The sequence below is a fragment of the Leptospira weilii genome (genome assembly GCF_006874765.1).
In the GTDB taxonomy this organism is placed as follows: Bacteria; Spirochaetota; Leptospiria; order Leptospirales; family Leptospiraceae; genus Leptospira; species Leptospira weilii.
This window is the reverse complement of the sequence record NZ_CP040840.1, coordinates 2,748,033-2,772,500: the sequence shown is the minus strand read 5'-3', so window position 1 is coordinate 2,772,500 and position 24,468 is coordinate 2,748,033. Positions and strand designations below refer to the sequence as shown.

Here is a 24,468-nt window from a genome sequence, read left to right as displayed (position 1 = left end):
TTCATAAGATAAAAACACTTTTCATTTTCGTTTCGGTATCACGGACCAAGTACCTTCAATTTTTTGAACTTGAAGCGGAATATCGTACAGATCCTTTAGATTTTTTTCGGTAAAACATTCTTCGATCGGACCGAAATGAATTACCTTTCCGTCTTTCAACAACACCGCTTGGGAATAGAATTCCGGAATTTCTTCCGGTCTGTGTGTGATGTAAAGAGACGTGAACTTTTTTTTAGAATGATATTCTTTTAAGAATCCTAAAAAATCCTCTCTTGCGGTCAGATCCAAAGAAGAACAAGGTTCGTCCATAATAAGAAAGTCCGGTTCGTTTGCGAGGCTTCGCAAGAATAAGATTTTTTTCTTTTCGCCGGAGGAGAGAGTGGTATAGAGCTGATCTTTTTTGGAGGATAGATTCGCATCTTTTAGGATCTGTAACGTTTTGGCTTCTTCTTCCGGGGATGGGCCACGGTAATAACCGATCGTGTGAAAGAGTCCTGTTAGTATTACATCCTTTACCGTAAGTTTTCTTTGAAGTGAATTCTCTTGTTGGGAGGAGTCCAGGATACCGATTCGTTTTCTCAAATCCTGGATTGGTATTTCTCCGTAGATCTCTTGAAACAATCGGATTTTACCGGAGGTAGCCCAGATCATACCGTAGATCAGATTGACAAGAGTACTTTTTCCGGCTCCATTTCTTCCCAAAAGAACGCAGTGTTCGTTTGTTTTGATTTCAAAGCTCACCGAATCTAAAATCGTTTTTCCAGTCGGTCTATAACTGATTTTCTCGATGGACAATAAAGAATCGTTTTTCAAACGGCCTTAGTTCTCCATTTTCGCAATTTCGTATAACTTTCTTAGTTTCTCGCAGGTTTCTTCGAATGTTTTCTTATCTGCAAAATCGTATTTACGAAGTATAGTTTCGTCTATCGTGAAAAAGGAAGCTTTCTTATCGATATAATCCATCATCATATTGGCGAGATAAACGAGTTCCACTAAGTCGTGATACACGCTGTCTACGTTCATAAAAGGTCTATGGTGAAATTCGATCATTTGAACTAGATCCGGAGGAAAGTCCCATTTTTTAGCCAAAAGAGCGCCTAATGTAGGATGGGAAATTCCGATTGAAATTTCCTCTAAAATGGTGGAGCTTCCGAAGTCCCGATCTTTTTGATAATTTGTGAGTTTTATGAATAACTTCTGATTGAGTGAAAGTAGGATGAATTTTCCCAAATCGTGAAGTAGAGCTCCGGCGGCGGCAATATCCGCGACCCTACTCATTCCACCTCTGCCCGCTATTTGACGAATGAAAAAGCTACACATATTGGAATGGTTCCACACTTCTTGTAATTTCGCATAACGTCCGTCCATGATCTTTCTCACTCCCGAAACATAGAGAAGATTTCTTACGTTCTTAAGGCCGACTACCTTAACAGCTTGAACGATCGTGTTGACCTTATTTCTGCTCGCGAATCCCGCCGAGTTGGAAAGTTTTAACAAGTCTACGCTGAGCGCCGGATTTTTTTCGATTTCGTTTGCAATAATTCCAAGATCGGAATCCGGATTGTTGCACAACGAGATGATTCTAGTGAGAGTGTTCGGAAGTGGGGGTAATCCTTCTATCTCTATCAGAATTTTTTCTTTGAGTTTTGTGGTGATTTCGATCGGAACGATTTGTTGAGGTACTACAAGGGTGGCTCTTGTCAATTTCCCGTCCGTATCGATCTTGAATTTGTCAGAACCGATCCCAGAGTTTTTCAAAAGGAGTTGAATCAAAACCAAACCGAGTCCCGCGCTTTCCTGAGAGTCGGATATGTCCATAAACGCATCGGAAAGATCATTGTATTTTTTAGCGGATTCTATTCTTTTTTTGATTCTATCTAGTTCCTGTGGCAAAAGAGCGGAATCGTTTTCCACCAAAATCGCGAAATTGTTATTCACCATCTTCGCGCGAAAGTGAATTTGAAAACCGCTGTTCTGCAAAATCTCCTTCTGTTCGTCCCAATGATGCGTTATCTCCTGTTGAAAGGTTTTCATTCCTTTCGAATAATGGTCCGGATTATGAATATCTAGATCCTTTTTGAGAAAGTAAATCCGCTTTGCGTTCGCTTTGTTCGCGTTCATCAGAATTTCTTTTAGGATCGTGGAAATGACTTCCGTTAAAAAAAGTCTGTCTATCTTTCCGAGAATATTAAGCAATAAATTATAGAGTTGTTGGTGGTCTTCCTCGGACACAAATTTATATTCGATATCTATGTCTTTTCCGCTGAGGAGAGTTTCTGTAAGTTCCGGTATGTTTAGCATTTACTTTGCCCGTTTCAGAACAATTTTTTCCGCGTTTCCCAAATAAATCCAGTCTTTCCGAAAATCTTTGTCCGGGGTATTTTGTATTCTTTTCCCAGTATCCGAGATCGGATGCTGGGGGGTAAAGATGGCTTTGGTCAGAAAAACAGAAAACGAAATCGACCGGCAACTTCGTTATTTTTTAGAAGAAAAATTGGAGGGAATTTTGGAAGAGGCTCAGAAAACGAGAAAACGACGTCAGGAGTTGTTTCATACCAAAAAAAATCAAAAAGACGGAGCAGATCCGGAACATACGGACCGTGCACAAAAAGAGACTCAATTAACGCTTTGGGACGAGGGATCGATGCGAACATAATAAAAGGATGGACAGTCCCGGAACCGGTTCTTAAGATTGAGCCGATGGACAATAGCTTCTTTTCTGAAAGCGAAAACGCCCAGAGTTTTCCGGTAAAACGGGACATTCTCGATATTATGGATTCGTATCGATATATGAATTCTTCCTATTTCTTTGATTTTCTTTCTGATGGGCGCTGGGATCATGGCACCGGTTGGGTTGAAAAAAATATGAACGAGGTCGATTGGTCTACACGTTATGCGCCGGAGAGTATCGAGCGTTATCAGAAACAGCCAAAGTCTTCTTGAAAGTTTCCGTAGAATCTTTTTTATTCTTTATCCATGTTTTTTGTTTTGAATGTAAAAGAATCTTTTGAATAAAACTTTATAAAATCCAAAAATAACGGCTCTAAAATTAAATTTCTGTATGAAATGCCGCTTTAGTAACCATCATTCAATAAAAATTCGTTTTATAGAGATTTTCTCTAAGTATTCTTTAAAAAGAGTAAGACGAAATTTCTTTTAGAATCTGTCCCAAATCCTGTCGAGCGTCCATAGAAGCGAGACGCTGAGTTCTATCGAGCGCCCATAGAAGCGAGACGCTGAGTTTCACAAAAATGTGGGAACTCCTACATTTTTTATTACGAACTTACCGAATGATTGTAACTGATTTTTCTAATGTTTTGGAATAAACTCTTAGAAAAGTTTTTTCTAATTTTCTTAGTTTAACGTGAGCAGGTCGTAAGAAAGTTTGGGCGAATAAGAAACTAAAGTGTTGCTCTCTAACATACCAACCCATAAATACTTGAATCCGAAGATAAATCTGTCGGAATTCCGACAATCTTCTGTAAAACGATCGCTCCACAACGCGACCCTTAGGAAGCGTTGTGCCTGAGTTTCCCCTGATTTTGGGTGGTGGGTGATGAGCGACCCGTAGGGAGCAAATCATTGAGCCTGGAGGCGGGAAGGAAAACTCGGGAGATTTTTCTCTATCAGAAAATGATACTTTTTGCAAGTAAAAAGTATCATTCTTGTCGGAACACTTGAAAAATATCAGTTTTTGATCCTTATTATTCCAAAAGCCTTCTTAATTTGTGGGACCTCTCTACGGATCGAAACATAGAATCGCTTTCGCATTTGTTACGCCGAACTCACGTTAGTTTAATCTAATAGTTTGGCAACTTCCGTTATTCTTGTTGATACGGATCTTTTGCCGATGTATGGCAACATGATTGTATTTCTATGCTTGAAAAAAAGGAAAGGAAATCGAATAGGCGGAAAATTTCCGCCTATATTAAAAAGTATTTAATTGAGAAGTTTGACTTTGCCAACGTCTATGAATTTTCTATAAACTAGTTTGTTCTTTTCTTTCAAAGGATTGAAAATTAAGATTACAATCTTGTTGTAGGTTAGATAGCCGGGTCTGTATTCCGTGTAATGGTGAGACATCAGGGTCGTCTTATACTTCGCATTATAAATCGTGTAAGTATGTTTGTTCAGCGATTCGTGAGCTTGTTTCTTTTTTTCCTCTTCGGTTTGATCCACGAAATTACTGATGAGAACTTGATCTTTTTTCGGTCCTTGTTCTCCATAGATTGTAAACTCGAGTGCATTTTCCGAATGATTGGTGAGATAAGTGATGATTTCGGTTAGTGCCGGAAGCGACATCTTTACAATTTCACCTCGAGCGATACGATCGTCGTAATCCTTTTTTGCCTTGTTGTATTTTTCTTCTCCCCAAACGGATTTAGAATCTAACTTCTGAGGCATTAAGTTTTGAAAATTGATTACAAGCGTGCTATTTTCTGCGTCATATCCCCTCCATTTTGGAAAAGGAACGAGATCCCTTTTTTCGGCACTTACAGCAGTTGTTTCGTTCACTGCTAAAATATAAATGGAAAACTTTGCGGCGTCGAAGTTTCGATTTTCCATTTCCACCATTACGTCCAGAAATTCTCCCTTACCATTGTCCGAATGTCTGCGAAAGAAGGAAATATTCTTAACAGCGAGGCGCTCGTCGTAATACGCCAACGGATAGTATTCTGTTCCTCCGTCCTTTTTGTTCGGATCGGGTTTTTCTGCGTTCTGGCTAAAGGTCATTTGGCCAACGAAAAGAAATAGCAGGCAAACAAGGATTCTTAAAAAAGGTTTCATAATTATTCTGGTCCGATCGAATTCTTACTAATTTATATCGGCCTTTAAAAAGCCTGAACTTAGATTGGGAAAGCCGTTTTTTGGTAAAAATTAACGTTTTCGATTATTTTCGTCAACGTGGACTACTTTGGGAGTGTAGTTGGGAGGAAGTTCTGTTTCTTCCACTTGGGCATAGGTGATGATAATGACTTTGTCGCCTTTCATACCGAGTCTTGCGGCCGCTCCGTTCAGACAAATTTCTCCGGAACCTCGCTTTCCTTCGATGATATAGGTTTCAAAACGAGCGCCGTTGTTTACGTTTACCACGGAAACCTTTTCATAAACGCGCATTCCTGCAGCGTCTACAAGGTCCATATCCACGGTCAGACTGCCTTCGTAATTTAAATCCGCGTCCGTTACCGTAGCCCGGTGAATTTTACCTTTCATTACGGTTATCTGCATTTTAGGGCCCCGCTACTTACTCGCTAAATAGTACCTTAAAAATTTTACCGGAGATATTTAAAAGCGTTTTCCTCTTAAAAAAGTGAATTTTGGTATTTAAAGTATCCATACTAAATGGAATTTCCGCAAAAAGAGGGGAAATGATATAGTTTTCGTACAGGTTCGGATATACGCGATTCTCGTCATAAACCGCATTTTTGAAGTTTTCCAAAACTTTACGAATGATTCTTTTTTCCTGCCGATTGAGGTCGATGGCTTCTTCTCCCGGTTCCCCCGTCCAGACGATTTGAAATCCGGAGATCCCTTTTTCCGTCAATTTGGGTTGTATATCAATTAGACCGCTTTTCCTTAGATGAAGCAAAGCCGATTGGAAATCCAAGGCACAGGGGGAGTCCTCCAAATGAATGTATGTCTGATTTGTGATGAGTTTTGCGTTCTTCTGAAAATAAACCCCGTCCGCATAGTAAATCAGCTTGGAAAGGGATAGGCGGTCTCTTCCGTTAGGAGATTTCTGAAGGATAAAAGAGATGACTTCTAAGAGTTTTTCCATATAAAGAATCTTGTGAGAATGGTCGAATTTCGGAAAAAAATTCCTTACCTCCGTTACTTGGAAATGCAGGAAAAACTGCGAAAGTTCCGGAGGGAATGTATTCTATTTTTGGAACATGCTTCCACAATCACCCGCGGAATCAATTATAATCCGGAGAATCTTCTCTTGGGAAGGGAATTTCTAGAATCTCAGGGAATTCAGGTCCACTTTATCCAAAGAGGCGGGGATTTTACGGCTCACGAACCCGGTCAGCTCGTCATTTATTCTCACGTGGACTTAAAAAAAAGAAATCTCTCGATCCGTTCTTATCTGGAGAATTTGCTTCAGTCCGTAATCGATTCTGCTCGTGTAACCTGGGGTTTGAATCTGATCACCGATTCGGATTCTCCCGGTTTGTATCTCGAATCGAATCCTTCCAAGAAGATCTGTTCTATCGGCGTGAACTTTAAATCCTTTTTTACGAGTCATGGGGTCGCGTTCAATTTGAATAACGATTTTACAGCTTTTCGTTGTATCAATCCTTGCGGTAGAAATTGGACCGATATGACCAGCGTGGAAAAACTCGGTCTCGATTTTACTAAGAGGAACCAATTTATTTCTCTTATGAAAACGAATTTGGGTTCTTTTCTGGAACCTATTTCGAAATTAACCCTGTAATATGACGATTCTTAGGAGAAAATAAGATTTTAGAGATCATTCCGAATTCTTCAAAATCGTTTGTTTTCGACGAAAAGTGAGTTGGAATTCTTTTTTCTCCTCAAGAGAAAATCTCTTTTCTACCGATTTGTTTGGATAGAGGTCTCAGAGTGAGAATTTTCAAAAGCATGTTCTATTTTCTGTTGCTGTTGATCGTTTGCGAATCAATTGCACTCGGAGCCGTTGTATGGTCCTTTTTGGAATCTTCTTTGGCCTCCTTTGAACTTTTGAAAGTCGGTTCGGATAATCGAGCCAGGGATACATTGGGCACTCTTGCAAAAGCGGCCGAAAATTCCGGCGCAGACGGTTCTTACGACGATATGAACTTCGTTTTTTCCAGATTGGTTAAACTTTCCGACAAAGACACCGATGGTTACGCGATCAAAGAGATCTTTTTGACAAACGAGGTGGGAATTGTTCTCGCTCATTCCAATTCAGAATATCTCGGGGAAAACTTAAAAAAAAGAAAGCCGGTTGCCTTGTATCAGGATTCTTTATATACGAGAGCTTTTCGTCTTCGTAAGTGGCAGATTGGCATTCCGGTCCTTTTGAGAAAAAAGGAGGAAGCTTCTAAGAGTATTTTCTTTTCTAAGTTCGAAAGTTTTTTTCCGGAGATCAACGAACCTGAAATTCTTCTTTCCGCGGCAGTTTATCACCCCGTGAAATTAGAGAGGGTGGCGGCGATTCATATGATCTATGATCGAGGTAATTTTCGGAAGTTCGTCTTTCGGCAAACGGAACTTTTGGAATGGCTTCTTCGAAATGATTCTTTGATCGCTCTCGGTGCCGCTGTGTTCTTGGAATGTATCTATCTCTTACTAACCTTGGGCAATCCCACAAAAAAATTGGTTCCGGATAGGAATTCCAAGCCACTTGTGGAAAAGGTTTCTCATACAAACTCGACTCACGTTCCCGTTCTTGTAAAAAAATCCAGTCCGTTGGATTCGGTCGTTTTTCCCGGAAGTCTGGGAAGTCCTACGGAAAACGTCGAGGTCGCTTCCGTGCAAACGACACCCGTTGCCGCTCCGGTCGAATCAATTCAAGCGGTTTCCTATTCCGAGACTGAATCGACTATTCAACAACAAAAGGTTGAAGCGGCGCAAACGGAGCCGATCATTTCTCAATTCAATCCGGACATTGCCGCTGAAAAAGTTTTGGACGCGATTTATTTAGGGTAAGATACAGAAGTGGAAATCAGATCCAGACTTTCCGGAGACATTCTCAAACTCAAACTTAGAGGACATTTGGACTCTGTGAGTGCGGAGGATTTTTATTCCTATTTGAAATCGAAATGGGAAGAGGGGATTCGCAAATTTTTATTCTCTTGCGAAGAGTTGGAATATATAGAATCCGAAGGGATCTGCGTTCTTGCAAGATTCGAGAACTTCTTGAAAAACAGAGGAGCATCTTCTGCTTATTGCGCGTTCAACGAAGAATGCAAAACCCTTTTGAGCTTTTTAGGTTTCGGTAGATCGATCGCTTTTTTTGAGGATCCTCAACGCGCCGAGGAATATCTTTCTTTGATCAAAATTCAGGACCGGAGAAGGAATCGACCCGCTTCGACTTCAACTTCAAGGATCAAAAGAAATTCTCCTGTACAGTTCTACTCTTCCGGTTCTTCTCCAAAAGGCGCGGCTCCTCGTGGTTCCCGCTCGTATGTTCCGGAGATTCAGACCGTTCCCGAACTTGAGATCGAATCGGATAAGACTCAAAAAATTTCCGAACCGGAGACTTTAAAAACTGAAGATCCTCACGGTATTTCTAGTCAATCTCAAAGATTGCGGGCGTTTTTAAACGAAGAAAAGGAGAAGAAAGAACCTTCTATTTCTCAAGAAGAAGTTTCGGTATTTTCTGAGAATTCTTCCTTATCCGATGTAACAGAGTCTTTCGTTTCGGATAAAAGTTCCGAAGTATATTCGGTAAAGTCCGTTTTTGAAAAAGCGATTCAAACCGAAAGGAATTTCCCCAAAAGAATTATTTATTGCGGGGCTTGTTCTTCGAGAATTCGAGTTTCAAAACCCGGAAGATACCGGTGTCCGGCTTGTCAGATTCAGTTTGACTTGAACACTATGGACGGAGTTCGATACTTAGAAAAACTTATAGGAACTTGAGAATTGTCCAACGCCGCATCGCGAAGTATTGCACTTTCTTTTTACACATTTTTATCTAGAATTTTAGGACTGATTCGGGATCATTTTATGGCGGTTTCTTTCGGAACCGGAATGGTTGCTTCCGCGTTTTCGGTGGCGTATCGTCTTCCGAATATGTTTCGAAACCTTCTTGCGGAAGGAACTCTTTCCCAATCCTTTATGCCTCTTTACTCGGAGTCCGGGAAGATCGGAGAAGAAGAAGCGAAAGTGATGAGCGGTGCGGTGCTGTCCTTTTTGTTTTTTGTTTTATCTCTTCTTGTAGCAATCGTATTTCTTTTTTCTCCTTTTTTGCTCCCGATTCTCGTCGGAGGAACGAAAGAATATTCCGATTTGGTGATAGAACTTACGTATATTCTGTTTTTCTTAATCGTTACGGCGAGTTTGTCCGCTATCTTTATGGCGATTTCCAACTCGAAGAACCGATTTTTTGTCCCTTCTCTTTCCCCGATCATTTTAAATTTAAGTTATCTTTTCGTGTTCATCTGCCTATTTCCGTTCGTGGAAGGCGTTCACGATCGCGTGATTGCACTTTGTTTCGCGATCGTCACGGGAGGGTTTTTACAACTTTTGGTCCAGGTTTGGTACGTTTGGAAAAAAAAAGACATACCCAAGATCAATTGGAATTGGAAACATCCGGCGATCAAAAAGATTTTTAAGCTGATGCTTCCCGCCGCGCTTGGCGGAGGATTTTATCAACTTAGTCTTCTTGTGGATATTTTTTTGGCGAACTGGGTGCAAAATCGCAACCCCGGGCTCGGTGCGGTCGTGAGTTTGGATTATTCCCAAAGACTGGTTCAATTGCCTACTGGGATCATCGGAGTTGCCCTTGCGACCACGATTCTTCCCGCCCTTTTACAATCCCTAAAAAAAGAGGGTTTGTCCTCCCTTAGGCAGGAACTTGCCGCCGCTCTCGAATTCGCATTATTTTTGACGGTTCCCGCCGCGATTGGAATGGTTCTTCTCGCGGGGCCGATTTTGGATTCGATTTATTTCGGCGGAAAATGGGACCATCTTGCCACTCATACGGCGACTCAGCCTTTGATCTTTTATTCCCTTGCGATTCCTTTTTTTAGTATCAATAAAATATTGATTTCTTCTTATTACGCTTTTCAAGATACCAAAACTCCTCTCCGCATCCAGTCCGTGTCGTTTACGATCAATATCATTCTAAATTTGTCCCTAGTTTGGTTTTTAAAACACTCCGCTATCGCTCTTTCTTCCGCGCTTTCGGCTATGATTACTTTTCTTCTTTTGGGGATCTTTTTAAAAAGACACAAGATCGGATTCCCTTGGCACGAGCTGATGAGAAAAGTTTCCAGAATGTCGATTCCGTTTTTGTTATTGGGGAGTTTTCTTTTCTTTCATCAAATATTCTTATATTCTCCTATTTTAAACTACTTGGAATCGATAGGGATCGATTACGTGCAGGCTTCCAGAATTCATTTAAGTCTGACAATTCTTCCTGCAGTTCTGATTTTTTTCGTTTTCAGTCTCATTTTTAGGGTGGATGGGGTATATCTTTTAGTCGGAAAATTTCGCAGAAAGAGTCGAACTACTGAAGCGGGAGAATGAAATTCACAGTTCGCGTTAAACCGAATTCAAAGAAGGTTTTTTTTCGAAAAGAGGAAGACGGGTCTATAACGATCGCGGTTCGAGAACTCGGTTTGGACGGAAAGGCGAACGGAAGCGGTGATCGAAACGATTTCGCCTCTGCACTACTATCAAAAAAATGAATATAATTTTTGGCTTCCGTTTTATTATCGATTCGGAGGAGACGATAGGAATTACGTTTCGTTACGTTTCGTTATGGTTCGGTAAGAACGAAGAAGATTAAAAACCCATTCAAAGATACTTTATCTTTGGTTAAAATATCCGTTGGATATTTTAAAATTAACGTGAGTTCGGTGGTTGAAAATGAGAAGGATTTTCTAGAAGTAGGAGTTCCTACTTCTAGAATTTGTTCGTAAAATCGCGATTTGCTCTAATTCCCACATTTTAAGAATAGATTTACAAAGTTCAAATTCCGGCTTTCTATAGAAAAATGAATCATGGATTTCTTAGGTCGAACTCACGTTAAATTATATTTGAAGGAAACTTCTAAAGTTTATCTTTTTTAAAACTTACAAATTACTACTCGAACGCACAAATAGAATACTATGACAAACTTATTTCGAAAATTAGAATATTCCTCTAAAAAGTCTGGATTTCCCGATTTGACTTAATTTTTGAGAACCGCTGTACTTTTGCAAGACCGACCGCTTATTTTAGAGTATCATTTTCAAGCGTCCGAGTAGTAAGCTGCCAAGATTTATGTAAATCGTTTCAAAATTCTTTTGCAACTTTTTGAGATAGACTTTTAGGCTTGGTTCAGCTTTCTAAAAATTCTTAAAAGTTCGTTTGTTTCTTTGGGAGTCAGTTTGGAAACGAAAATTTCCCGAATACCTTCTTCATAAATCGGCCAGGAGTCTCTTAGAGCCTGAATTCCTGAAGCAGTGATTTCTATGATGGACTCTCTTGCGTCTTCTTCGCTTCTTTCTCGTTTTAAAAAACCCTCGGCGACCAGTTTATTGACGGAGCGTGTCAACGCGCTTTTACTGAGAATAATTTCCTCGGCGATATCAGACATTCTGGATCGTTTTTTAGGTTTTGTATAGACTGAATAGAGTATGTCGTACCAGGTGAGGGAAATTGCCTTCATTTTCGTAAGGTCGGATTCGATTTTGGAGGAAGCGGACGTATAAAATTTCAATCCGGCGGCCCATGTGTCGATCGACTGTTTCGATAATTTTTCCTTCATTGAAATCAAAGCTCAATTTTTAGTTGCATTTGCAATCATTATTTCGTAAGATGGAATAGTTGTAATTGCAACTAAAATTCTTTCCGAATTTTACCCGGTAAGAATTTAAAAGGAGTAAGAAGATGAATACACAAACACAAGGTATCAAAAAAAGCGTTTCCAAATTGAACGAAATGATTCTCGCAGGCGACGTGATCAAAGCCTTTGAAGAATTCTATCACCCAAACGTAGTAATGCAGGAAAATACGCAGAATCCTACTGTTGGTTTTGAGGCGAATCTTGCGAGAGAAAAGGACTTTGTATCCAAAGCGAAATGGAACCACGCGGAAGTTTTAGGTACGATCGTGGACGAAGAAAAAAATAGAAGTGTTGTCGAGTGGGTAGTCGATTATGTTCATAAGGAATGGGGACATGTTAAAGCGACACAAGCAAGTGTTCAAACTTGGCAAGACGGAAAAATCATTCACGAAAGATTCTACTATACTCTCGGTTGATATTAGCCGGGATAAGAAGTTATTTTTCTTATCCCGTTTTGTTCCCACCTGATTGTGATCGGACTTATGTTTCGCCTATAGGTCGAAATAACGGTTTTATTTTGACTTTTTTCTTCTTGAGACGGATTTCTTTTTTTCGTCTTTATCTTTCGTGAAAAGTTTCGAAAGGTGTTTTCCAATTTCTTCTCCTTTGGTAATTCCTAAATTTACCGTCTCTTTCAGTTTGTTTGCATTCGTGGTAACGAGAGTCACCGGCAAAGGATTTTCAGGGGAGATCGTATGAATTAGAACCCCTTTCGGAGGTTTTTGTGCGACTGCTCGCGCAAGATTGAAATGGTGATGGTGCCATCTGTTCATCAGTTTTGCCATTTTCCAGTCTTTTGGAAAAGACAGAAGACTGGTCAGCATTCCGAACGGAGGAGAGATCCTTTCCACGGGAGAATTTAAGACAACGGTGATATCTTTATAACCCGCTTCGATCAAATCTCCCAACGGAAGTGGGTTGAGTATTGCCGCGTCTGAATATAATTTCCCGTCCACTTTATGTTTTCCTCTGGTTGCGATCGGAAGAGAGGTTGCCGCTTTCAAAAGATCGAATATATTCGAGGAAGTTGCGCGCACATATTCGATCGTTCGAGTCTGAAGATTACTGACCGCGACTCTTAATTCGGGCAGACCGAACTTTTCAAAATTCTCCGCCGGTAAGGGATATTTGCGTCCGAACAGATCGTCTACGAGATATTCTTGGTCTAAAAAAGTTTTTCCCTGAAAAGGGTGAAAGGGAGAGATAAGTTTTCTTCCGGCGAGTTCGATATACCAAATCGCAAGAGTTTTTAAGCTTTTTTCGGGCTCTGGTTCGGGCATTGTTACGTAATAAGCGGCCGAACAGGCACCGGAGGAAACCGCTACGACCAAATCGTAATGTTTCGGAGAAACCAGGGTATGCAGAGCATGCAGCGCGCCTCCGGCAAATGCCCCTTTCATCCCGCCCCCTTCCACCAGAAGGGCGCGTTTACTTCCTTTTGCTATTGGAATTTTCATGTGATCGATTCAACCTTTGTAGAATCTAGTTCTTCAAAACTTTCTAATTTAGATTTTTTGAATTCGAATGGATAGGTAAGATTGGTGAGACTCGCGATTTCGTGCATGCGTTCGTGTAAAAATTCCTCCGGATTCTCGTTCGGATTCAAATACTTTAATTCTCCGATTCGAATCGATAATTTCGTTCTTCGTAAAAAACCTCGGGGCTGATAGTCTAGGCCTAAACATAAAACCGGAAGAGGGGTTTCTGGTTTTCCCACAATAAAACGAAATGCCCCCGGCTTTCCCCTTCCCATCCTGTAAGGAATTGTGGTTTGTTCGGGAAAGATGACCAACATATTACCATTGTATAATACTTTCCTTGCAAAAAGAAGATCTCTTTTGCTTTTGCGGGGTTCGAGCCGATTGAGAGGGATTCCTCCGCACTTTAAAAAGAAATTAAAAAATATTGGAGCGGCCATAGAGTCTTTCATAATCGCCCAGATATCCCAACGAGCTTTATACAACCCTTTTGCAAGACCGACAGGAATGTCATCGTTTCTTTGGTGCTTTACAAGTACAAGAACGGTTCCTTCTTTCGGAACGTTTTCGAGTCCGCTGACGTCGGTTTTATAAAAAATGCTTCCGTAGATTCTTCCAAACCAACGAAGAATTTTTCGCGCTCGAAGCGAACTGCCCGGATGTGTGCCCGGCTCCGCGTCGCCGGGAACATTTTGTTTTTTAGCGATTCTATTTTGCTTTTCATTCACGCAAGTTTTTTGAGAATTCATACGTACTATCTGAGTCAGAATAAAAGGAAAGGTTACAAAAAAAAGAAATTCTTTTTTTCAATTCAGAAATTTACGTCCCATTTTGTTACAAAAATAATTTGCAATTCCGAGGATGAGTTTATTTTTCGTCGCAAAAAACGCGCACAATCGAAATCGGGGTTCCTATAAGAGTAATATTGGCGTTCTGTCAGGCCGTAATGGCGTACAATTCTCAAAGAGTCTTGAGTCTGATCAAGCCTGTCATGGAAGATTTCAAGAAAAGAAACGCAGGTGTTTTTAAAAATATTCATAGATAAATTTTAAAATATTATAATGTTAGAAATTATATTATATGGAGCGACGGATATCTTTGGATTCAGGAATCGTTCGAGGGGTTTAACCGGTAAAAATCCTATGGATCGCGCTAAGTCGGTTGCGTATTTTTGCATGAAAATGGGTGGGCCGACGTTTATGATACGGACGATGACAAGGAACTTTAAACTCAATTCTGATATTTTCTGGGAAGAATGATAGAAAACCGAAAACTTTCGCTTCGTGCTTAGACGAAGGTTCGGTTTCGAAGATTGTTCATCAATAGAAACATTCGATCTCATATTCGAAAAAAAAGATAAAAAACTCCTCATTGGTAAATCTAAAGGAAAGTCCAGACGTTAGAATCGTCGTAAGAGTCACTCATTCCTACAGAATAGACTATCTAAAAAGTTGCGTTCACGCGTAGGATTTGTGTTCAAATGAACGGTATTCTATTTTATAGGAATCGGTAATAATAACTGGCGCAACCGATTCGGAGTTATTTTGATTCGTTAGGAAAGGTAATCAGAAAATTATTTCGTATCTCGCAAGTTCAATGATTGTTTTTAATTTTTTCAATAAGTGGTTTTGAGGCGAGTTCTTTCAGGTTTTTGGAAAAGGATTTGTGATAAAAGTTCGGTATGGATTGTGATTTTTATGGAAAAAGCCGGTGTGTTTTCTCTATATTTTCTAAGATTAAAATTCGTGAATATTCTTCCGGATATGATTTTAAATGAGAAAATTAGTATATAAATAATAAGGAATTTATATTTCGTAAAACGAAATTTCCTAAAAATTAAACCTGTTTCAAATAAGTTGTTGATCAAAATTCATTTTGACGGTTCAATTAAGTAATTCTTTTCAAATAAAGTCGCCGGATTGTGTCTACGAGGTTAATTTTATTCTGTAAGGATTTTTTTTATTACTCATCTCTACATAATAGAGTGCCCAAAATTCTGCGTCTAAAAACGGGATTTATGCTCAAATGAACGGTATTCTATTTCAATAGGGATCGGTAAAAATAGGAGAAAGTTCTATTACGATTTGAAAATCACGAGATCTTCTGAATCGGAAGAAATGTTTATGACGTCTAAGGATACTCAGGACATCGAAATCGATCTTCTTTTGGAGGCAATTTTTCAAAGATATGGTTATGATTTCAGACAATATTCCGAAGCTCATATACGAAGACGGCTGATGAGCCGACTTGTACTTTCGGGTTTCAATAATATTTCCGAAATGCAGGATCAGGTATTACACGACAAAACTTTTGCCGCGAGGTTGTTGCAGGATTTATCGATCACCGTTACGGAGATGTTTCGTGATCCTGACTTTTACGCGTGTTTGAGAGAAAAGGTCATTCCTGTTTTAAAAACGTATCCATTTGTAAAGATTTGGCATGCGGGTTGTTCTACCGGAGAAGAGGCGTATTCTATGGCGATCGTTCTTAGAGAAGAGGGTTTGTATGATAGGTCGGTTATCTATGCCACCGATTTTAATGAGCGCGCTTTGAATACGGCAAGGGAGGGCATTTTTAGAAATGAGTCAATGAAGGAATACACGATCAATTATCAACTTTCGGGAGGAAAGGGATTCTTTTCGGATTATTATACTTCCGATCAGGAGATGGTAATTATGAATCAAATGCTGAAAAAGAATATCGTATGGGCTAATCATAATTTAGTGACGGATAGTGTTTTTGCGGAAGCTAATCTTGTGTTATGTCGAAATGTTTTGATTTATTTTAAGAGAGATCTGCAGAGCAAAGTGCATCGTCTTTTTTTTGAAAGCCTCGTAAACGGAGGGTTTCTTTGCTTGGGCTCCAAAGAGGGAATCTCTTATGGGGATTTACGGGAGAAATACGATGCGCTAGATTTGAAACAAAAGATATACAAGAAAAAATATTAGATAAGTCATATTATAAAATTCGTATGGAATACGAGGCGATTGTGATAGGAGTTTCCGCTGGGGGAATGAATGCGATGAAAGCGATATTACCGTCTTTACCCGCGGAATACGGAATCCCGCTGGTTCTCGTTCAGCATACCGGTCCCCGTTCCGATGGTACATGGTTTAGGATTCTCGGAGATCTGTGTAATATCAAGATCAAGGAGGCGGAGGAAAAGGAAAAGATCGAATCGGGAACGGTTTACGCGGCCCCGCCTAATTATCATTTATTGATTGAAAAGGATAGGACGTTTTCCCTTTCGATTAGTGAACGAGTGAATTTCTCGAGACCTTCTATAGACGTTTTATTTGAATCCGCTTCCGATGCTTACGGCGATAGGTTGATCGGAGTCGTTTTAACGGGTGCAAATTCGGACGGCGCAAAGGGTTTAAAAAAGATAAAAGAAAACGGCGGCTTGGCGATCGTTCAAGATCCATTATACTCCGAGGTTTCTTTGATGCCAGAATCTGCTATCAGAGCGGGACCGGTGGATTATATACTTTCTTTGGAAAAGATTACGGAACTACTGATAAGATTGGATCAAAATAATCTAAACCGAGGGCATACATGACCATTCGACGAAAACTGATCATCGGGTTTTCCATTATTCTAACGATACTGTTTATCAGCGTTTTGTTCGTTATTGAGATGCTTTCTGATTCGAATGAGAGACTGAAACGAATCGTAAATCTATCCGCAAAAAAAGTAAGTTTGTCTCATGAGATTTTAATCGATGTTTTGGAAGCGTCGCGTCACGAAAAAAATATCATCATAGAAAAAGATCACATTAAGAAGCTTTATTATAAGGATCGGCTTTATAAGGCGGTAGATCTGGCCGATCAAAAGGCGATCGAATTGGAGATGTACATCGACAAGGATGGATCAAAGGCGCTTGATGATTTTAAGTCTTTGTGGGCTACGTACAAGTCCGATGTGGCTCAAATTGTGTTTTTCGCTTTGAAAGGTGACGAGAATAGGGCATTTGAAATTTCCATTCGGAAAGGTCTTATTATACGAGATTCTGTTATAAAGACATTAGACTATCTCGTAAAAAAGAGCGAGAAAGAAATCCAAACGGATAAGCAGGAAAACGAGAAAAGATACTATTTTACGCTTCTTTTTTTAGTTTTGTTTGTTCTGACGAGTTTTCTCATCGAGATTGCAATTTCTTATTGGATTATAAGAACGATTAGTCTGAGAATTCAGTTTATCGCGAAGAAAGCGGAAAGGATCGCCAATCGGGAATTTTCGGATAATCGATTGGTGGACTTCGCAAATGACGAACTCCGAGCCGTGTACGAATCCTTAAGTAGGATTCGCGAAAGTTTCAAGGAAATAACGGATAATGCGAATAACGTAGCTTCCGGAAATTATCTCATAGACTTTGTACCGAAATCGGAGAAGGACGTTTTGGGAAATTCTTTGCGTACGATGACCTCCTCTCTTCGAAAAAAGACCCAAGAAAATGAAAAGCATAATTGGATAACGAGCGGCCAAAATCTTCTCAATGAAAGATTAAGGGGCGATAAGGCGGAGTCGGTTCTTTCAAACGATGTCATCATCTTTTTATCCAATTATTTAAAGGCTAGCGTGGGTGCGATCTATCTTTGCGACGACCAGGAGTATTCCTTATCGATTTTCGGAAGGTATGGTTTTACCTCTACCGATCGTTCTTTTGAAAAGTTTATTTTGAATGAAGGTTTGATCGGTCAGGCGGCAGCTGACCAAAAACAGATTCTTTTGAAGAATGTAGAGGAGGAATCGATTCGTATCTTATCCTCCGTAATCGACACAAAACCGAAAGAAATCCTGATCGTGCCGTTTATGTTCGAAGGGAAAACGGAAGGTGTGATCGAATTAGGGAAGCTTGATTCCTTTTCATCTTCCGAAATCGAATTTGTCAGTGCAGCCGTTCAGAGTATAGGAATCAGTTTCAATTCTTCCAGAGTGAGAAGGCGTGTTCAAGAACTTCTGGAACAAACTCGGATTCAAAGTGAGGAACTTCAGACTCAACAGGAAGAACTAAAACAGATGAACGAGGAATTGGAGGAGCAGACCCAGATTTTAAGGCAACAGCAGGAAGAGTTAAAGGTTTCTAACGAGGAACTGGAAGAACAGACTCGAATTTTAGAAATGAAAAATAAGGAATTGGAATTAGCGAAAAACGATATCGAGCATAAAACGGAACAGCTGGAACTTTCGGGGAAATATAAATCCGAATTTTTGGCGAACATGTCCCACGAATTGCGAACCCCTTTGAACAGCCTATTGATTCTTTCTAAAGACCTTGCAGACAATAAAAAGAAAAATCTGGATAAGGATCAGGTGGAAAGCGCGAACATCATTTATAAAAGCGGTAATGATCTTTTAGTTTTGATAAACGAAGTGCTGGATTTATCCAAAATAGAATCAGGTAAAATGTCGATTAACCTGGAAAAAGTCGAACTCAAGACGTTTATAAAAGATCTTATAAGCGGATTTAAATTCCAAGCAACGGAAAAAAAACTAGATTTGGATCTGATTTATTACGATGATTTGCCGGAAAAGATTCGTACTGATCCCCAACGATTGGATCAAATTTTGAAAAATTTAATCTCAAATGCGTTAAAATTTACGGAACGCGGAAGGATTCAATTGGAAGTCAAAAGACAAAATTCCAATGAAATTCTTTTTTCCGTAATCGATTCCGGAATCGGAATCCCGGAGGAAAAATACTCGGCGATCTTCGAAGCGTTTCAACAGGTGGACGGAAGTACGAGTAGAAAATACGGGGGGACCGGGCTCGGTTTATCGATCTCCAGAGAACTTGCCAGGTTATTGGGAGGAGAAATTCATCTCAAAAGTAAAGTGAACGAAGGCTCCACGTTTTCCTTACTGCTTCCGATCGAGGGGAAAAGGAATGAGACTGCAATTCCAAAAGAAGAAACAAGAGTTGTTACTAACTTCGAAGCCTTTGCAAAGCGAGATCAAAACGAATTCGTAAATTATCATACGTTGAAGGACGATAGAAATGAAATTGCTGAAGGAGACAAAACTCTTTTGATCGTCGAAGACGATTTAAAATTTGCATCGATTCTACTTAAACAAGCCAACGAAAAAGGATTCAAATGTGTTTCCGCAGCGACTGGAGAAGATGGATTGATTTTGGCCCGAAAATACAAACCGCACGCGATTCTTTTGGATCTGGATTTACCTGGAATTAACGGACATACTGTATTGAACGAATTAAAAGCGGATCAGTCGGTTAGACATATTCCCGTTCATATAATTTCTGCAAAGGAATATTCCCTCGAACTTATTCGGGATGGGGCGGTAGAGTATATTAAGAAACCTGTAAATAAGAAACAGTTGGATGAAGCCTTAAATCGCATCGAACATTTTATTAGCAGAAAGATGAAAAATCTTTTGATCATCGAAGACGACGAAAATTCGAGAAATACGACGCGAAAATTGATTGGAAACGATGATGTGAAATGTTTCGAAGCCAGTTCCGGTAAGGAAGCGTTGTTAGTTTATAGCGAGAATCATTTCGATTGTATCGTTTTGGATATTGGTCTTCCCGATATGAGTGGTTTCGATTTGATACGCGAGATGGAAAAGATCAAAGAAAAACAGATTCCTCCGATCGTCATTTATACTGGAAGGGAGCTTACGCAAGAGGAAGACAAGGAACTCCAAGAGTATTCGGAAAGTATCATCATAAAAGGAATCAAATCCGAGGAAAGGCTATTGGACGAAACCGCTTTGTTTCTCCATAGAATGATCAATAATCTTCCCGAATCGAAGCAAAATATTATAAATAGCTTATATGATAAGGATGCTGTTCTGTTTCAAAAGAGAATTATGCTGGTAGACGACGATATGAGAAACGTTTTTGCGTTATCGAAAATACTGAGCGAAAAGGGGATGGACGTCTTAAAAGCTGAAAACGGAAATAACGCTTTGGAAATTCTTTCCAAAAGCGAGAATATCGATATGATTCTTATGGATATTATGATGCCGGAGATGGACGGATACGAGGCGATGAGGAGGATCCGCGCAAATTTAAAGCACAAGGATATTGTTATTATCGCTCTTACGGCGAAGGCAATGAGTGATGATCGACAAAAATGCATCGATGCAGGCGCGAACGATTATATATCCAAGCCAGTCGATGTGGAGCGATTGTTTTCCTTGATGAGGGTTTGGTTAAGCAGATAGCGGGTTGTGTTAAAGATCATGAAATTAAAACCGAAAATATTGATTGTAGACGATAAGCCTGAAAACTTGATCGCTTTGGAAGTCGTACTTCAGGATTTGGACGTAGAACTCGTCAAAGCTCTTAGCGGGAACGATGCTCTGAAGGCGATTTTACATCATGAGTTCGCTTTGGCTTTGTTGGACATACAAATGCCGGAGATGGACGGATACGAACTGGCGGGTATCATAAGGGAAGAAAGTAAAACCGCACATTTACCGTTCATTTTTATTTCCGCGGTTTATACGGACAATCTGAACGTATTTAAGGGTTATGAAAAAGGGGCGTTCAGCTTTATCACAAAACCGTTTCAACCTGAGATTTTAATCAATAAGGTTCAATTCTTTATAGATAAATATATTCAGGATATTACGCTGCTCGAGTTGAACGAAAGCCTCAAGCAGAAAAATTTAGAATTGGAATATTCGAACCGAGAGTTGGATGCTTTTTGTTATTCGGTTTCCCACGATTTAAAAGCTCCTCTGCGTGGAATAAGAGGCTACACAAAGATATTAAAAGAGGATTATAAAGATAAGTTAGACGAAGAGGGAGAAAGGATACTCGGATTAGTCATAGAAAACTCCGTGAAAATGGGTAGTCTAATTGATAGTCTTCTACTTTTATCCAAGTTGGGAAAAAAGGATATGAGGAAAAATCCGATCAATATGAACGAATTGGTGAATAAGATTTTAGAGGAATTTCAGGAGGATTTAAAGAAGGGAAAGTTGGAATTGAAAGTGAAGGATCTTCCCCCTATTATGGGTGACGCGGAGTTGTTAAAACAAGTTTTGATCAATCTCATATCCAATGCGATTAAGTATTCTTCTAAAAAGGAAAATCCGAAAATTGAAATCGGATATTTGGAGAAAGAAAAAGAAATTACGTATTATGTAAAAGACAACGGTGCTGGTTTTAGCATGCAATATGTGAACAAACTCTTTGGAGTATTTCAGAGATTACATGAAAATAGCGAATTCGAGGGAATAGGGATTGGATTAGCGATCGTTCAAAGAATCGTATTACGCCACGGAGGTAGAGTTTGGGCGGAGGGAGAAGTGGATCAGGGAGCCACGTTTTATTTTTCCTTACCGAAATGAGTACATTTTCCTTTTGATTTAGCATTTTGGATCCGAGTATGGAACGTATTGACTCCGTTTGGGTCCGTATCTATCACGCCAACGTATTATCGATTGCTTACGGATTTCAAGTTCTTTGGCTACTCTATAACATGTATAGCCTTTCTCAAGTAAACGAATCTGTCTTCTCTAAGTCCTTGAGTTTCTTTTGGTTTCTCACATTATTGCCTTTTTTATTTCTTACTCATCTCTACATAATAGAGTGTCTAAAATTCTGTATCTAAACGTGGGATTTGTATTCAAAATACTACTCGAACGCAAGAATGGAATGCTATGACAAACTTATTTCGAAAATTAGAATCTTCCTTTAAAAATTCGGGATTTCCCGATTTGACTTAATTTTTGAGAACCGCTATACTTTTGCAAAACTGGCCGCTTATTTTCGAGTATCATTTTCACGCGTCCGAGTAGTAACGGTACTCTATTTTATAGAGATGAGTAAAAACAGAATGTACAACTCCTACGATTGTTTGAGATTTGCATACATACATAAAAATTCTATGAATTTGAAATTCAATTTTTGATAAACTTAGAAATTCTTCTATTTGAACGACCGCCGAAATATCCAGCAGAAAAATGACCTTATCTTGAAAAATTCGCTCATTACTTCTTTCAAAAGTTATTTTGAAGTTACGTTCCGTCTAAAACGTTCCTACATTCTAAGGTTTTGAAACAGATTCTTAATTTTTTGAATGTTTTACTCATTTCTACATAATAGAGTGTCTGAAATTCTACGTTTAACACTGGATTTGCGCTTCAATTACTACTCGGACGCAAGAATAGAATACTATGACAAATTTATTTCTAAAATTAGAATATTGGAATATTCCTTTAAAAATTCGGGATTTCCCGATTTGACTTAATTTTTGAGAACCGCTGTACTTTTGCAAAACCGACCGCTTATTTTCGAGTATCATTTTCACGCGTCCGAGTAGTAACGGCATTCTATTTTATAGAGATCAGTAAAACTCTTTTAGTTTTCTTCATTTGTCATTTGTATATTTTATTTTTATTACTATAGTGTGATTTTTATCCTCATTTTTTTACGTTAGTCGATTTCGATCTAGTCTTTGTATTTATTCCGTTTATTTGAGTTTGTTAAAAGTGATTGGATTTTATCCTTAGGTTTTTTGCGAACTTATTGGACTAATTTTGTGTCACCCAGGGAATGTTTTAGGCGTTTATATATATTATAAAAATTTAATTATTTATTAAGAAATATTTTTTATTTGACAGATATTTATACTTTGAGTGAAGGTTGCGTTATCTGAAATTGCATTACGTTTTATGTAATCAATTTCCGTGTATTCCTTGGCGGACGTTATTTGAGTTTTTTGCGTAAATTTTGGAATTGTGGCGCTACGGTAATGCGTAATTTGACTCTGGCGTTATGTTTTTTCGACTTTGTGAGGCAGGATATATTTATTAAAAAAATGGAATGTGATTTGGAGGTTAATTGTTTTGGCGTAAGCGCGATAAGGCGAAATTCGATTTTATAAAATGATAGGTGTGTCCGAGTTTCTAAAGCCGCACCTTGATAATATCATTATTTTGTAAAATAAAGCGAAGTTAGATAGCTTAGACTGAAAATAAATTAAGCAAGGGTATGATGTTAGGATGAAAAAGGAACAAGAAACTTTGAAAGCAAAGTTTTCAAAATTATATTTATTACAAATGGCTCGAATGGGGATTCGATTTTTTCTACTCGTTTTTGTTTTTTCAACGATGTTGTTTTGTATTCCCGGAAAAAAGACTTCGAACGGTAAAGTTATGCTTCTGGCGTGGTTGGTCGGGGAGATGAATTCGTATAAAGAAGATCAAGTATACCAAAACGCCAAACATTTGACCGGACCTCTGGGTCAAGTCGAGTACCGAGGTTTGGATTTTTTCGATAATGTCGCCTTCAACGGGATCGGAAGATATAATTGGCAGGAAGCCGGAGATGCAACTTTCAATGTTGGAGTAACCCTGGGTGCGATGGCTTGGAGATATAAAAATACCCATGATCCGGATACGCTCGCTCTTATTAATAGATATGTAAATTATTATAAACTAATGCAATCTCTGAATAATGGAGGTTTCGGTCGAAACTTCGTCAATATAGAGGCATACGACCAATTTGTATCTTGTAACAAACATGGAGCAGAGGGTGTTCGTCCTGACAATGCGGCTTGTGGAACTATGAGATATGTCGATTATGTGTTCGAAGATAAATATTATAAATTTAGACATGATTTTTCTTTGGATGCGGTGATCCATTCTCTCGTCGGACTTTACTGGACTTATGTATTTGTAGATGAATTGAAGCCGGATATTGTTCAAATTTGTGAGGGTCTTTTGCGATATTATGAAAATGGGAATTATCGAGTTCGAGATTCTCATAACGTAGAACTTCGATATGGAGATCATCGTTTTGAAATCAATCCGGTGGCTAAAATCAACGAAGCGATATTAAAATACATCGCTCGGGGGCAGATAACGGATTTAGGACCTTGGAGAGACATTATAACTCTTGGTTCCGTTGTCATAGGGTTGGTTGTCCAGTCCGAGGATGCTAATTTTTTTAACCACTACATGCTTCTCAAAGGAGTCGGTGTTTTAGTCCATATGGGTTACCCGTTGCAAAATGGATTAAAAAATTTAATTCATGCGGTAAATGATCAAGGTCATGAACTCGCGGATTCCATGGATATTTATTTTTTTCAGACTTCTAAAATACACGTAAAGGATAAGGGCGGATTTCCACTTTACAATTATCATTGTTTAGTAGATCAAACTTTTTCGGATATATTAGGACTTTTTGATAGAAAGCCTTACAATAAGTGGGAGTTTTCTCCTTATCGAAGATGTGTCGTGAGACAACCTTCCGCTTTAGGATTGAATTCGGATTTCTTAGAGGCTTACTGGTTGTGGTAATTATACAGGAGAACAATCGAGAAAGCTTAGTTCAAAACTTTCTTACTTTGTATTGAAATGTCGTTCAATTCATTATAAGCTCGTTATGATGAATTGAATTGCTACTTAAAATAAATTTATAATGATGAAGGTGGGTTGAAAAATACAATCCCACCTTCGTTGTTTTTATGATCTGCATAAGGCTTCTGAATTTGGAAAAGGAAGCAAAATAAA

General features: G+C 39.1%; 19 protein-coding genes and 3 pseudogenes. 13 read left to right on the top strand and 9 right to left on the bottom strand.

Features of this window, described 5'->3' with window-relative positions; translation table 11 throughout:
- Positions 1-21: 21 nt before the first annotated feature.
- Positions 22-813 (bottom strand): ABC transporter ATP-binding protein, encoded by a 792-nt coding sequence (locus tag FHG67_RS13395; RefSeq protein ID WP_004499872.1) that lies wholly within the window; start codon positions 811-813, stop codon positions 22-24.
- Positions 814-819: 6 nt separating this feature from the next.
- Positions 820-2,301, bottom strand: a complete 1,482-nt coding sequence (locus FHG67_RS13390) for an HDOD domain-containing protein (RefSeq protein WP_004498211.1) — start codon at positions 2,299-2,301, stop codon at positions 820-822.
- 127 nt (positions 2,302-2,428) lie between these two features.
- Between FHG67_RS13390 and FHG67_RS13385 the strand changes: the two are divergent.
- Positions 2,429-2,690 (top strand): annotated as a pseudogene (locus FHG67_RS13385) (LIC12077 family protein).
- A gap of 10 nt (positions 2,691-2,700) precedes the next feature.
- The gene (locus FHG67_RS13380; RefSeq protein ID WP_004498168.1) at positions 2,701-2,943 is read left to right on the top strand and encodes a hypothetical protein; all 243 of its coding nucleotides are present in this window, start codon (positions 2,701-2,703) and stop codon (positions 2,941-2,943) included.
- A gap of 996 nt (positions 2,944-3,939) precedes the next feature.
- Here the strand turns inward: FHG67_RS13380 and FHG67_RS13375 are convergent.
- The 3 genes from FHG67_RS13375 to FHG67_RS13365 form a co-directional block, all read right to left on the bottom strand.
- The gene (locus FHG67_RS13375) at positions 3,940-4,788 is read right to left on the bottom strand and encodes a hypothetical protein (RefSeq protein ID WP_004498223.1); all 849 of its coding nucleotides are present in this window, start codon (positions 4,786-4,788) and stop codon (positions 3,940-3,942) included.
- Positions 4,789-4,878: 90 nt separating this feature from the next.
- Positions 4,879-5,214, bottom strand: coding sequence for an aspartate 1-decarboxylase (panD, locus tag FHG67_RS13370; RefSeq protein WP_002618693.1), 336 nt, complete (start codon positions 5,212-5,214; stop codon positions 4,879-4,881).
- Positions 5,215-5,245: 31 nt separating this feature from the next.
- Positions 5,246-5,779: a type II toxin-antitoxin system antitoxin SocA domain-containing protein gene (locus FHG67_RS13365; protein WP_004498217.1), complete on the bottom strand. Its 534-nt coding sequence runs from the start codon at positions 5,777-5,779 to the stop codon at positions 5,246-5,248.
- An 18-nt stretch (positions 5,780-5,797) separates the two neighbouring features.
- Here FHG67_RS13365 and lipB point away from each other — a divergent pair, with 18 nt between their 5' ends.
- From lipB to FHG67_RS13340, 5 genes and pseudogenes are all read left to right on the top strand, one after another.
- The gene (gene lipB / locus FHG67_RS13360) at positions 5,798-6,436 is read left to right on the top strand and encodes a lipoyl(octanoyl) transferase LipB (protein WP_004498144.1); all 639 of its coding nucleotides are present in this window, start codon (positions 5,798-5,800) and stop codon (positions 6,434-6,436) included.
- Between the two features lie 167 nt (positions 6,437-6,603).
- A complete protein-coding gene (locus FHG67_RS13355) occupies positions 6,604-7,653 on the top strand; it encodes an LIC_12071 family protein (RefSeq protein ID WP_004499900.1) in 1,050 nt (349 codons plus the stop codon).
- 9 nt (positions 7,654-7,662) lie between these two features.
- On the top strand, positions 7,663-8,586 hold the full coding sequence (locus FHG67_RS13350) for an STAS domain-containing protein (RefSeq protein ID WP_004499976.1): 924 nt from the start codon (positions 7,663-7,665) through the stop codon (positions 8,584-8,586).
- Between the two features lie 3 nt (positions 8,587-8,589).
- Positions 8,590-10,197: a murein biosynthesis integral membrane protein MurJ gene (gene murJ, locus FHG67_RS13345; protein ID WP_004499899.1), complete on the top strand. Its 1,608-nt coding sequence runs from the start codon at positions 8,590-8,592 to the stop codon at positions 10,195-10,197.
- Positions 10,194-10,332 (top strand): annotated as a pseudogene (locus FHG67_RS13340) (DUF167 domain-containing protein); the annotation flags it as partial. The gene murJ and the pseudogene FHG67_RS13340, both read left to right, overlap by 4 nt.
- 649 nt (positions 10,333-10,981) lie before the next feature.
- Here the strand turns inward: FHG67_RS13340 and FHG67_RS13335 are convergent.
- Positions 10,982-11,422 carry a MarR family winged helix-turn-helix transcriptional regulator gene (locus tag FHG67_RS13335; protein WP_004498229.1) on the bottom strand — a complete coding sequence of 147 codons (441 nt, stop codon included), beginning with the start codon at positions 11,420-11,422 and terminating at the stop codon, positions 10,982-10,984.
- 122 nt (positions 11,423-11,544) lie between these two features.
- Between FHG67_RS13335 and FHG67_RS13330 the strand changes: the two genes are divergently transcribed.
- Positions 11,545-11,916: a nuclear transport factor 2 family protein gene (locus tag FHG67_RS13330; protein WP_004499962.1), complete on the top strand. Its 372-nt coding sequence runs from the start codon at positions 11,545-11,547 to the stop codon at positions 11,914-11,916.
- 96 nt (positions 11,917-12,012) lie between these two features.
- On the opposite strand, the gene FHG67_RS13325 is transcribed toward FHG67_RS13330, so the two are convergent.
- Positions 12,013-12,957 (bottom strand): patatin-like phospholipase family protein, encoded by a 945-nt coding sequence (locus FHG67_RS13325; RefSeq protein WP_004498148.1) that lies wholly within the window; start codon positions 12,955-12,957, stop codon positions 12,013-12,015.
- Positions 12,954-13,727 carry a lysophospholipid acyltransferase family protein gene (locus FHG67_RS13320; protein ID WP_004498157.1) on the bottom strand — a complete coding sequence of 258 codons (774 nt, stop codon included), beginning with the start codon at positions 13,725-13,727 and terminating at the stop codon, positions 12,954-12,956. The genes FHG67_RS13325 and FHG67_RS13320 overlap by 4 nt, the downstream gene beginning before the upstream one ends.
- 1,368 nt (positions 13,728-15,095) lie before the next feature.
- On the opposite strand from FHG67_RS13320, the gene FHG67_RS13305 reads away from it, so the two are divergent.
- The 4 genes from FHG67_RS13305 to FHG67_RS13290 are packed head-to-tail and all read left to right on the top strand — an operon-like array spanning position 15,096 to position 21,300.
- A complete protein-coding gene (locus FHG67_RS13305) occupies positions 15,096-15,926 on the top strand; it encodes a CheR family methyltransferase (protein ID WP_232423665.1) in 831 nt (276 codons plus the stop codon).
- A gap of 23 nt (positions 15,927-15,949) precedes the next feature.
- Positions 15,950-16,537, top strand: coding sequence for a chemotaxis protein CheB (locus tag FHG67_RS13300; protein WP_004499879.1), 588 nt, complete (start codon positions 15,950-15,952; stop codon positions 16,535-16,537).
- Positions 16,534-20,166 (top strand): response regulator, encoded by a 3,633-nt coding sequence (locus FHG67_RS13295; protein ID WP_004499897.1) that lies wholly within the window; start codon positions 16,534-16,536, stop codon positions 20,164-20,166. The genes FHG67_RS13300 and FHG67_RS13295 overlap by 4 nt, the downstream gene beginning before the upstream one ends.
- Positions 20,167-20,184: 18 nt before the next feature.
- Entirely contained in the window at positions 20,185-21,300 is a 1,116-nt protein-coding gene (locus tag FHG67_RS13290; protein WP_002620738.1) for a sensor histidine kinase, read from the top strand.
- Positions 21,301-21,366: 66 nt separating this feature from the next.
- Here the strand turns inward: FHG67_RS13290 and FHG67_RS22885 are convergent.
- Positions 21,367-21,499: pseudogene (locus FHG67_RS22885) on the bottom strand (IS630 family transposase); the annotation flags it as partial.
- A gap of 1,457 nt (positions 21,500-22,956) precedes the next feature.
- Between FHG67_RS22885 and FHG67_RS13280 the strand changes: the two are divergent.
- On the top strand, positions 22,957-24,255 hold the full coding sequence (locus tag FHG67_RS13280) for a hypothetical protein (protein ID WP_004502018.1): 1,299 nt from the start codon (positions 22,957-22,959) through the stop codon (positions 24,253-24,255).
- Positions 24,256-24,468: the final 213 nt, after the last annotated feature.